This window comes from Prevotella sp. P5-126, from assembly GCF_002251185.1.
Classification (GTDB): Bacteria; Bacteroidota; Bacteroidia; order Bacteroidales; family Bacteroidaceae; genus Prevotella.
The window spans coordinates 40,894-53,326 of record NZ_NPIZ01000109.1 but is presented as its reverse complement, the minus strand read 5'-3'; the positions used below and the strand labels follow the sequence as shown (position 1 = coordinate 53,326).

The window sequence follows — 12,433 nt, the reverse complement described above, 5'->3', positions numbered from 1 at the left end:
AAAGACAACATATTAAGAATAATACAAAAAAATTACAGAACACATCGATATTAGAGGATACAACAACAAACAAACGACACAACAAAATAAAAAGATTGTTTTTAACAATGGGGAAAGGATTACAACAACATATTGTGCGAGCCATTGTCACTGTGTTCTTCATCATATACACAGTGGCTTTGTCGGCACAAAACAACCAATACCGCATGGATGACGGTCTCTTCAAACTCTACGAAAAGGCCTACAAAGAACGAAAAACGCTGGCAGGAAAAATTCTCGCAGATACCATCATAGAAAGAGCTAAAGCCATAGGAGACCGAAATGGCGAAATCACGGCAATGACCATCCTCTTGCTGTACAACTACTATCAGGAAGACAATATGCCCGCTGTGGAACGCGAAGCAAAAAAACTGATGGATAAGGCTACTGCATACGAAAAATGGACCTACTACTATTTCGCAGCAGCCAACCTCACCAACTATTATATCAGGGAAAAAAGATACCTCGAAGCCTATACGATAGCTCTGGAACAAAGAAAAATCGCAGAGAAAAACAACCATCTCATAGGCATTCGAGACAGCTACTATTCACTGGCAACCATACAACAATACCGAGGAGAATATGCGAGAGCTATCGACAATTACCGCGAGTATATCAAATACTCGAAAGACCACAATATACCTTCCAATTTCACAGACACTTATGCAAACATCTGCAATTGTCTAAGAAAGACTCAAAGCTTTAGAGAAACACTCCAGGAAGTGAAGGAAGCATGGGCCGAATGTAAGTCGGACTACAACCGGTTTGACATTAAACTACAGGAATGTTACGCACTCTTCATGCTGGGAAGGTATGATGATTTCAGGAAAGAATATAACTATCTGAAACAACATGAAGCATACGACCGTGATCTGCACGGCGACGTGAAAGAAGCTGTGGAAACATTCAAGAAAATGCTCGACGGAAAAGACCAGGAGGTGTTGGAAACCATCAAGAGACTCAAAGAGGAAAGCGAACTGGAAGGGTACAGACTGGCTGTGGCATACTATAAATACAAAGGGGACTACGCCAAAGCGGTCAAAAACCAATGGATGCTCATTGATGTTTATGGAGATTACGCCGGCGAACTGGTTCAAAACGATGATCGTATCGTAAAAAACATGTCCAACATACAGCAACATGAAAGAGAGGTGCAGCAGATGGACTATCAAAACACCCAACTGGCCATGGCCAACGCACAACTCTCACTCAACAAATCAACCCTCGAACTCAACAAATCACAGGACAATGCACAACTCGCACAACTGCAGGCTGACAGAAACAAGCTAAACTACCAGAACCAACAACTGGAATCGCAAAGACTGCAAAACAAGCTTGAACAAGAAAACAAAACACGACAGGCGGAAGCAGAACAATACCGCCTCAAGAAAGAGGGAATGGCACTTTGTCTGACCTTTGTCGTACTCATCGCCATCAGCTTCACACTCTATGCTATCATACGATGGAGACACGGAAGACAGTTGAAACAGGGCATTAGAAAACTGCGAGAGAGCATCTCGCTACTGAATACCGCCAAACTCAGAGCCAGTGAATCGGAACTGACTAAGACACGCTTCATACAGAACATGAGTCACGAGATAAGAACACCACTCAATGCCATCGTGGGATTCTCTAACGTACTCGTCACCATGGGCAACGAACTGTCAGAAGCAGAAAGTCAGGAACTGACACAATATATCACAACAAACTCAGAACTGCTCACCACCTTGGTCAATGACATTCTCGACCTGACTAACCTGCAGAGTGGTAACTTCGTCATGACCAAAGAAATTGTAAAGGTCAACGAACTCTGTCGGGAAACCATGGAAACCGTCAGACACAGATTGGCAGGAGGCGTGACGCTGACATTCGAAACAGAGTTGAATGAAGATTTCGAAGCCGTAACAGACCGCAAGCGTGTGCAACAGGTGCTCATCAATCTATTGACAAATGCTGAAAAGAACACAGAAAAAGGCAGCATCATACTGTCTTGCAAAAAGATAGAAAATACCGATATGATCTCTTTTACTGTCACAGACACAGGAATCGGCATTCCTGTCGAACGGATGGATGAGATATTCCAACGTTACAAGAAACTCGACGACAAAAAACAAGGTTCCGGACTCGGTCTCGACATCTGTCGCACCATTGCAAAAAAACTTAATGGTGAAATCAACATCGACCGCCAATACACCAATGGTGCACGTTTCTACTTCAATATTCCCTACAACGCATGAAACAGACAAAAAGAACTACAATATACACCCTGCTGATCATCCTGCTGTTTGGCTTGGCTTTGCCCACACAAGGACAGAACAATCCATTCAAGATCAACGACAGCCTGTACCCACTATACCTCAGAGCCAACTACAACAGAAAGAACCATATCTGTCTGGAACAGGCTGACTCACTAAGGAGAAAAGCCATCAGGCTAAAAGACCACAAGGCAGAAATCCTTGCTCTTCTCGTTCCTCTGAAATACCAAATAACAAAACAGCACAATTTCCCTGCCGTTTGGAAAGCAAGTCAGCAGGTAAGAAAGAAAGCACAGGAATACAACTATCTGCAGTATTATTTCTACACTTCTACAACTATGGCAAACTACCTCCTGTCTGAAGACAGATTCGACGAGGCGAAAGAACTGATGCAGAAAGACATCCAGTTTGCCACAAAACACAAACACCCATACGGCATTCAAGCAGGCTATGTGGCATTGGGAAATATGCTGATGGTAAGAGGGGAATATGCACATGCCATTTTCTACTACGAAACAGCACTACAATTCTCACAGGAACACATGCAGAAACAGGAGCGGTCAACAATCTATCCTCACATCTGCGATGGTAACATACGTTTAGGACGATTCCAAGAAGTCGTCAACGCAGCAAATGAGGGCATCCGCTACTGTTATTCAGAACCTACAAAAGCTGGACTCTACGGCTACAAAGCTATTGGTCACTTCATGACAGGTGATTACGCCAACTTCAAGAAAAGCTATCAGGAATATTTCAAGAGATTGAATACTGTCCCTATTATCGCAACAGAATACCTTATTTTATTGAACTCATTATACGCCATTTCCAATCAGGATTCTGTGAAATATCAGGAATACAAGAACAAACTGTCTGGACTGCTCAGAAAATACAGCTCCTATGCCTACTATTCATACAACGGACAATATGACAAGGCGGCAAAAGTCATGAACAAAATTGTAAGACTCACACAAAACGGAGGCAACACCAACATCCTCACAGACCTTGCAGGCATGAGAAACAGCTTTGCCATGCAGATTGCTGACATCGACAAGCAAAAGGCTGCCAACGAAATGGCAAAGCTACAACTGCAACTGGCCCAACTGCAACTGGCCAGCAACAACCTTGAGATAAGCAATGCGGACAGACTCAAGAAATTGGCAGAGATGCAGAACGGTCGTAACCTGCTCGCACTACAGAACCAAAAACTCAAGTCTAACAAACTGGGCGTTTCCATCGACAGTCAGAAGAAACTGGTAGAACTGCAGAAACGACAATACAACATGCAAAAACTGATCATGGTAGCCATGGCGGCTATTGCCCTGCTGCTCATTGTTGGCACGATCATCTATCTGAAAGCTAACAAAAAAATGGAGCGACGACTGTCCAAACTCTCTAAAAATCTGACCCATACATTGGCCGAACTCAACATCGCCAATAAAGAAGCACAACATGCCGACCAACAAAAGACACTCTTCATACAAAATATGAGCCACGAAATAAGAACACCACTCAACGCCATCGTAGGTTTCTCGCAAGTGCTTACCGACCCCAGTTTCAACATCAGCGATGAAGAGAAATCGGACCTTACCTATAGAATCACAGAAAACTCAGAGCAATTGAGCAACCTAATCAATAATATCCTTGATCTGACCTCCATAGAGAGTGGAAAATATCAATTGATAATAGAACCGGCAGACATCAATGGTGTGTGTCGGGATGCCGTAGAAGAAGCACGCAGTCACGTGGCAGAAGGAGTGATGTTAACATTCAACACCCAACTGGCAGAAAGCGAAAAGATTGAAACTGACGGAATGCGGGTGAAACAGGTTGTGACACACCTGCTGAATAATGCTATCAAGAACACAACAGCAGGCAGCATACAGGTAAACTGTTCGAAGAACCAGAAAGGACAAACCTTCATCACAGTAACTGACACAGGTGTGGGCATTCCGCAAGACAAGCAAGAAACCATCTTCGAACGCTTCGGAAAACTGGATCAATTTAAACCTGGATCAGGTCTCGGACTGGAAATCTGTCGCACCATTGCCCATAAATTAGGAGGTGATGTGTACCTCGATCCCGACTATACCAACGGCGCACGTTTTTGTTTTTTCTTTGGGAAACCAGAAGGAAAAGCGGCAGAGGTCTGATCCTTCAAAGGATACTTACTCCTGACGCAACATGGCAAGATAATCATCGTAAGAAATGTGACGACCACCCATGGAACGGAGATGCGGAGTTTCAAACTGGCAATCGATCATCAGTCCGCCATTCTTCTCCATCAGTTGTGCTAAAGCGATGAGTGCCACCTTGGAGGCAGATGGGGCCAACGAGAACATACTCTCACCCATAAAACAACGACCAAGACAAACTCCATACAGTCCGCCAACGAGTTGTTCATCCTCATCCCACACCTCCACACTGGCGGCAAACCCCTGACGATGCAATTCGGAAAACGCAGCTATCATCTGAGGACCAAGCCATGCACCTTTCTCTTCAATTCGCAGTTCGCTACAATTATCTATAACAGCTTGAAAATCTTGATTAAACGTCACATGGTAAATATTTTTATTTAACAGCGAACGCATGGAGTGACTAATATGAATCTCATGAGGTAAAATCACATAACGGTCCATCGGACACCACCATTGAATCTCGTCATAATCACGAAAACTGTACCAAGGGAAGATGCCGTTACTATAAGCAAGTAACAGGCGATCAACACTGAGGTCACCACCAATGGCAAAGAGTCCGTCATCATCACCACGGTGTGGATCAGGAAACCAGAGATTGTTGTCAAGTCGATAAATCATAACTGCTCCAAATCATTTAACAACAAAAACACCATCCTTACAGTCCACAGTGGCTATTCCACCCTTGCTGAGAGAACCAAACAACAAGGCACGCATCAACAACGGTTTGATATTGTTGCCAATCACTCGATCCATCTCACGAGCACCGTATTCCGGTGTAAAGCCAAGCGTAAGCAGACGGTCGAAGGCCTGCTGAGAAACAGTTAGTTTCACCTGGCGCTGGCCAAGCTTGTCAGAAAGGAGGGCAAGTTTCTTACGAAGGATAAGCGTTGCCATTGTCTTGTCCATATCACGAAAAGTCACAATATCGGTCAGGCGGTTGATGAATTCAGGCTTGAACACCCTCTTCACCTGTTGCCGCATAGCCTCACCACGGGACACATGCCCCGTGAAGCCAACGCTGGCCTGTGAAGCATACTGCGCTCCTGCATTAGAAGTCATAATAATGATAACATGATGGAAATCCGCCTGCTGACCTCGGTTATCTGTCAGGCGGGCATAGTCCATTACTTGAAGTAGAATATTATAAATGTCGCTATGGGCTTTCTCAATCTCATCAAGCAGAAGCACACAGTTGGGCGTCTTACGAATGGCCGAAGTAAGCAGACCACCATCATCATACCCCACATAACCGGCAGGCGAACCAATAAGTTTGGCAACGGTATGCTTCTCCGCATATTCAGACATATCGAAACGCACCAATTCCACGCCCAACTGACGAGCAAGCACACGGGCAACCTCTGTCTTACCAACACCAGTGGGCCCCACAAAGAGCAATGAGGCCATCGGTTTGTCAGAATCGGTAAGACCAGCCTTGGCCATCATCACTGCATCTGTCAGACGCTCAATGGCCTTATCTTGACCATAGATCTGACTCTTCATCTGTGTGACAAGGTCTTTCAACGAATTATTATCGGCCTCTTTCAAGGCATCGGCATCAATACGGCAAACCTTATTTAATATTTCATCAACCAGGCTCTTTGTCACATAGTTATGCAGACGATTACGCGGGTGGACTTCAAGATAAGCACCTGCCTCATCAATAATGTCAATGGCTTTGTCGGGCAACTGGCGATTTGTTATCAACCGAGCCGAACTCTCAACAGCATACGTCCAAGCATCCTTCCGGTAGATTACATTGTGATAGTTCTGAAAGGTTGGTAACAATGCTTCTACAATACGAAGGGTGTCCTCTACAGACGGTTCCTTAATGTCAATCTGCTGGAAACGACGAGTAACGGCCTTCGACTTGGCAAGGGTACGATTGAAGGCTTCATAGGTTGTTGAACCTATAAAACGGAGTTTACCTCGATCAAGATAGGGTTTCATGACATCAAAAGCACTGATACTATCAGATTGCGCTTGTTCACCACCCATCATCAAATGAATCTCATCGAGATAGATCACACTGTTACCTTGGGCTGTAGCACCGTCCAGAACATCCTTGAGGCGCTTTTCAAACTCGCCTCGAAACTGTGCACCAGCCATCAACTGTCCCATTTCAATAGAATATATGTGGGCCTTTTGCAACCTATAAGGCACATGACCTTTGGCGATGCGTTGTGCCAAACCATAAATCAGAGCGGTCTTACCCACCCCAGGCTCACCAATATGGAGCGGATTGTTCTTCTCCATACGGCAAAGCACCTCTATGGTACGGTCAAGTTCTGCCTCGCGACCGATAATGGGCAGATGATCAGTGGCTTCTGCTGTAATATCAGTGGTCCATTGTTTCCAATCTGATGACGAAGCAAAATCAGAAGGACCTCCCATCATCTCATCATCGTCCTCCAAGTCATCATCATCCAAGTCATCGTCTTCTAAGTCATCCAAGTCATCGTCAAGTTCTTCTTCAGCAACATAAGAATCCTTTGCATCGCAATATTCATGAAGAGATAACAGAAGAAACACTTCCGTGACTTTGATATGTTTGGTCAACAGATAGGTCCCCATACACTCAGCATCACGCATCATGGCTTCAATAAAGGAAGTCACACACAACACACGATCAGCATTTTCTCCTTTGCATATCGTGAAAATCCGACGCATAGAAGACGACAGTTCCAAATCTACTGGCTTTGGGGCTTTTTCTTGAGAAGCTAACCATTTTTCAACATCTTCAGCCAATTCACCAGGCTGACAATCTAAAGATTGCTTCAATACATTAACAAAAGACGGTGCTATTTGGCATAGAGCCAACAGCACATGTTCAGGCATCAGAAATTCATGGGAAGACCGATGAGCAAGTTCACAGGCTTGCTGGATGGCCCTATTCATCGTGGTTGTTATTCTCATTGCTAATTATCGTTTGATCATTCAGGAATATAACTCAAGGTCAGAGGAAAACCTTTGGCACGGGCAAGACGCATGGCTTTGTCAACCTTGGAACGCGCAATATCAAGCGGATAGACGCCCACCACAGCCTGACCTGTACGATGAATGGCCAACATGAGTCGTTCTGCCTCATCAGCAGACTTAAAGAACACGTCCATCAGCATCATTACCACAAAATCCATCGTTGTGAAATCATCGTTATGACAAATCACCTTATAACGTCCCGGCTCCTTCATATTGAGGCGCACGCGCATTGTTGATTGAGTTTTTTCTTGAGCCATAATCCACGTAAAATGTAATACTATAGTGCAAAGGTAATCATTTTCAGCAAAATAAGATGCAAATATTTTGCCTTTTGGTTTATTTGTAGTAATTTTGTGGTCAAGATATTAATAAGTTACTACTATGTTTGACAAAGAAACTTACATCAGGCGAAGAGCCGAATTGAAAAAGCTGGTAGGCAACGGAGTCATTGTACTCTTCGGAAACAATGAATCACCCTACAACTCACCTGCCAACTGCCATGCACCAATGCGTCAGGACTCTACGTTCCTCTATTACTTTGGACAACACCGCGACGGACTGGTAGGAGTAATTGACGTGGACAACGACACAGAAATGCTCTATGGTGACGATATTGACATTGAAGACATCGTATGGATGGGATTCGTAGATAGCGTGAAGGTTTTGGCAGATGCTGTGGGCGTCAGCATCACAGGACCGATGAAAGAACTCTCACACGTTTGTCACGAGGCATTAGCAAAGAAACGCACCATCCACTTTCTGCCACCCTATCGACACGATACAAAAATACAAATCATGGACTTGTTGGGCATCCACCCCTCACAACAAAAGGATGCTGCATCTCTACCATTGATTCATGCAGTGGTAAAAATGCGTTCGACCAAGGAAGAACAAGAGATTGCTGCCATTGACCGCGCCTGCAATATCGGCTACGAAATGCACACCACCGCGCAACGTCTGACAAAAGCAGGAACAACAGAACGTTACGTTGGAGGACAAGTTGACGGAATAGCCCGTTCAATGGCCCAGGACACAAGTTTTGCCACCATCTATACCCAACACGGTGAAATCATGCATGGCAATCCATCAGACGCAATACTGCAAGACGGAAGACTTGTCATCTGTGACGCAGGATGTGAACTGGATGACTATTGTTCTGACCATACAAGAACAATGCCTGTCAACGGAAAATTCACCCAGCGGCAACTGGAAATCTACAGCATCGTAGAAGCTTGCCATGATTATGTATTGGAAGTAGCCAAACCAGGAGTTAAGTACAAGGAAGTACACTTTGCCGTATGCCGTAAAATGGCTGAAAGCCTGAAAGAAATCGGTTTGATGAAGGGAGACATTGATGAAGCTGTTGCAGCAGGAGCACACGCCATGTTCCTCCCCCACGGACTTGGGCACATGATGGGTATGGACGTACATGACATGGAAAGCATCGGACAAATCTATGTCGGATTTGACGATGAGACAAGACCCAATCTGGAACAATTCGGCACCAACTGCCTAAGAATGGGAAGACGGTTGCAAGAAGGATTCGTCGTTACAGACGAACCGGGAATCTATTTCATCCCACATCTCATTGATGAATGGAAAGCTAACGGACACTGCAAAGACTTCCTCAATTTCGATATGCTTGAAACTTACAAGGACTTTGGAGGAATACGCATCGAAGATGATGTACTGATAACCAATGACGGATGCCGTTTCTTGGGAAGCAAACGTATTCCATACCATCCCGCAGAAATAGAAGAAATAATGGCAGGAAACAAATAAAAACGAACAAGCAACAAATAAATAAAAAAAGAGGACTAATTATGAAGAAAACATTCATTATCGCAATAATGGCAATTCTTGCCATTGGTGCTCAGGCTCAGGAAAAAAAGACTGAGAACAAAAACAAACCGGTATTCACCGTTGTCAAGGAGAATCCTATTACATCTATCAAGGACCAGAACCGTTCGGGTACGTGCTGGGCCTATTCTACTCTTTCGTACTTTGAGGCAGAAATTCTGAAAAAGACAGGTAAGACCTATGACCTCTGTGAGAGTTTTGTGGCCAACAAGGACTACATGGACCGTGCCATACAGGTTGTAAGACTGCACGGAGACTGCCAGTTTGCACAAGGCGGATCAGCTTATGATGTGCATTACGTGCTCCAAAACTACGGAATCTGTCCAGAAGAGGCCATGCCTTTCCCTGGTTCACTCTATGGTGACTCTCTCAACAACTTCAACGAGTTCTTCTCTCTGCTTGAACCATACGTGGCTGCCGTATCAAAAAGCAATGCTAAGAAAATCTCTAACCAGTGGAAAGTTGGACTGCAGGGCATTCTCGATGCATATCTTGGCAAATGTCCGGAAGAATTCACCTACCAAGGCAAAAAATACACTCCAAAGAGTTTTGCTGCTTCACTCGGTCTCGACTGGAACGACTACGTTAGCATAACTTCTTTCACTCACCATCCTTTCTATACCGCTTATGCTGTTGAAGTACAGGACAACTGGCGCAATCCTCTGAGCTACAACGTACCTATGGACGAAATGATGAAAATCATTGATAATGCCATTATGAACGGCTACACTGTAGCATGGGGCGGAGACGTTTCAGAAGAAGGATTCACACGCAATGGATTGGCTTATGCCATCGACACCAAGAAGACTGAGAGCCTTCAGGGAAGCGACATGGCACGCTGGCTCAAGATGACAGCCCAGAAAAAACGCAATCTCATCGACTCACTCGGATGCACCGTACCCGAAGTTAAAGCAACACAGGAAATGCGTCAAGAGCGTTTCGACAACTGGGAGCTCACCGATGACCACGGCATGCTCATCTTCGGTATTGCCAAAGACCAAAACGGACGCGAATACTATATGGTTAAGAACTCATGGGGAGAAACTGGCGAATATAAAGGAATTTGGTATATGACTAAAACCTTTATCGCAGCAAACACGATGGATTACACCGTTAACAAAAACGCTATTCCTAAGGATATCCGCAAAAAACTCGGCATCTAATAAATGACCTTTTATATGTAAAATCGGAACATACCATGATTTTTTCCATGGTATGTTCCGATTTCTTGTTTTTTCTTTGTAACTTTACACCGCATATTGGCTATTGTAAAGCCGATAGTATCTGAAATAAAGAAAAAATAAGAACAATATATAAATGCACTACCAATGGAATTACGAACCTCCTACACCAGAACGGCAACAAGCAATTAAAGAACTGGCCGAGAAAATCAACATGAGTCCCATTGTTGCAGATTTGCTTATCAGCAGAGGCATCAAAACTGAATCGGCAGCAAAACGTTTCTTCAGACCGATGATGAACGAACTCATCGATCCTTTTCTGATGAACGATATGGATGTGGCCGTAGATAGGCTCAACGATGCAATGGGACGCAAGGAACGCATCATGGTGTATGGTGACTATGACGTGGACGGATGCACAGCAGTGGCACTCGTCTATAAATTTCTTATGCAGTTTTATTCCAACATCGACTATTACATCCCTAACCGAGAAGAAGAAGGATACGGAGTAAGCTACAAAGGAATAGACTATGCCAAGGAAACAGGAGTTAAACTCATCATTGTACTTGACTGTGGCATCAAGGCCATTGAGGAGATTACCTATGCCAAACAACAAGGTATAGATTTCATCATCTGCGACCACCATGTGCCAGATGAGATTCTGCCTCCAGCAGTGGCTATACTCAACCCTAAACGCACCGACTCGTCCTATCCGTTCAAGCATCTTTGCGGATGCGGCGTAGGTTTCAAGCTGATGCAGGCATTCGCAAAAAATAACGGTATTCCATTCTCAAGACTGACTCCTCTACTTGATTTATGCGCAGTCAGCATTGCGGCAGACCTCGTGCCTGTAACCGGCGAGAATCGCATTCTGGCATTTCATGGACTGAAACAACTCAACATCAACCCATCTATTGGTCTCAAGGCCATTATCAATATTTGTGGATTGACCGGACGAGAGTTAACCATGAGCGACATTGTTTTCAAAATCGGTCCACGCATCAACGCAAGTGGAAGAATGCAAAACGGAAAGGAAGCTGTGGAACTGCTTGTAGAACGCGATCTCCAACGTGCACTGACAGAAGCTAATCGCATTAACGAATACAACGAGCAGCGAAAGGACATAGACAAGCAGATGACCATAGAGGCCAATGAAATCGTGGCTCGCTTGGAAAGTCAGCAACATATGTCGTCTATCGTGCTGTACGATGAAGGATGGAAAAAAGGAGTTGTAGGCATCGTTGCCTCACGCTTGACGGAAATATACTATCGGCCAACTGTCGTTCTCACCATTATAGATGGCATCGCGACAGGATCTGCACGTTCCGTAGCAGGATTCGACATCTATGATGCCATCAAAAACTGCAGAGATATCCTTGAGAACTTCGGTGGTCACACCTACGCAGTAGGACTCACCCTGAGACAGGAGAACATCCCTGAATTCCGTCGTCGTTTCCAGGAATACGTCAAACAACATATTCTACCAGAACAAACGTTGCCAACACTTGACATCGACGAAGAAATCGACTTTAAGGATATCACCAAACGCCTACACGGCGATTTGCGAAAACTTGCCCCTCACGGACCTGCCAACGAGAAGCCTCTCTTTCTTACACGCAACGTCTATGACTATGGAACATCGAAAGTTGTAGGCCGCCATCAAGAACACATCAAACTTGAACTGGTAGATTCGAAATCGGCAGTTGTCATGAATGGAATTGCCTTCGGACAAAGCGCAGATGCCAGATACATCAAGTCTAAGCGCTCGTTTGACATTGTTTATACCATCGAAGAAAATGCCTATAAACGCGGGGATATCCAATTGCAGATAACCGACATCCGTCCCAGCGAGACACCGGAATCTCCTAAATAAAGAAAGCGTACTGCCTATAAGTGATAAGAAAACTTGCAGACTGGCAAACAGAAA

At 44.6% G+C, this 12,433-nt stretch carries 8 protein-coding genes; 5 read left to right on the top strand and 3 right to left on the bottom strand.

Going from position 1 to position 12,433, the window contains the following annotated elements; translation table 11 throughout:
• Positions 1-107: 107 nt before the first annotated feature.
• Both CIK90_RS12795 and CIK90_RS12790 read left to right on the top strand, forming a co-directional pair.
• On the top strand, positions 108-2,276 hold the full coding sequence (locus tag CIK90_RS12795) for an ATP-binding protein (protein ID WP_158214815.1): 2,169 nt from the start codon (positions 108-110) through the stop codon (positions 2,274-2,276).
• Positions 2,273-4,444: a HAMP domain-containing sensor histidine kinase gene (locus CIK90_RS12790; protein ID WP_094389393.1), complete on the top strand. Its 2,172-nt coding sequence runs from the start codon at positions 2,273-2,275 to the stop codon at positions 4,442-4,444. Before CIK90_RS12795 ends, CIK90_RS12790 begins: the two co-directional genes overlap by 4 nt.
• A gap of 15 nt (positions 4,445-4,459) precedes the next feature.
• Here the strand turns inward: CIK90_RS12790 and aat are convergent, their stop codons facing one another.
• From aat to CIK90_RS12775, 3 genes are read right to left on the bottom strand one after another with little or no spacing between them, the layout of a single operon-like run.
• Positions 4,460-5,107 (bottom strand): leucyl/phenylalanyl-tRNA--protein transferase, encoded by a 648-nt coding sequence (gene aat, locus CIK90_RS12785; protein WP_094389394.1) that lies wholly within the window; start codon positions 5,105-5,107, stop codon positions 4,460-4,462.
• A gap of 12 nt (positions 5,108-5,119) precedes the next feature.
• Positions 5,120-7,402 carry an AAA family ATPase gene (locus CIK90_RS12780; RefSeq protein WP_254046359.1) on the bottom strand — a complete coding sequence of 761 codons (2,283 nt, stop codon included), beginning with the start codon at positions 7,400-7,402 and terminating at the stop codon, positions 5,120-5,122.
• A gap of 17 nt (positions 7,403-7,419) precedes the next feature.
• A complete protein-coding gene (locus tag CIK90_RS12775; protein ID WP_094389396.1) occupies positions 7,420-7,722 on the bottom strand; it encodes an ATP-dependent Clp protease adaptor ClpS in 303 nt (100 codons plus the stop codon).
• A gap of 124 nt (positions 7,723-7,846) precedes the next feature.
• On the opposite strand from CIK90_RS12775, the gene CIK90_RS12770 reads away from it, so the two are divergent.
• The 3 genes from CIK90_RS12770 (at position 7,847) to recJ (ending at position 12,379) form a co-directional block, all read left to right on the top strand.
• Positions 7,847-9,247 carry an aminopeptidase P family protein gene (locus CIK90_RS12770; protein WP_094465716.1) on the top strand — a complete coding sequence of 467 codons (1,401 nt, stop codon included), beginning with the start codon at positions 7,847-7,849 and terminating at the stop codon, positions 9,245-9,247.
• Between the two features lie 41 nt (positions 9,248-9,288).
• Complete coding sequence (locus CIK90_RS12765; RefSeq protein WP_094435990.1) at positions 9,289-10,488, top strand: aminopeptidase C; 1,200 nt, start codon at positions 9,289-9,291, stop codon at positions 10,486-10,488.
• A 154-nt stretch (positions 10,489-10,642) separates the two neighbouring features.
• Complete coding sequence (gene recJ / locus CIK90_RS12760) at positions 10,643-12,379, top strand: single-stranded-DNA-specific exonuclease RecJ (protein ID WP_094389399.1); 1,737 nt, start codon at positions 10,643-10,645, stop codon at positions 12,377-12,379.
• Positions 12,380-12,433: the final 54 nt, after the last annotated feature.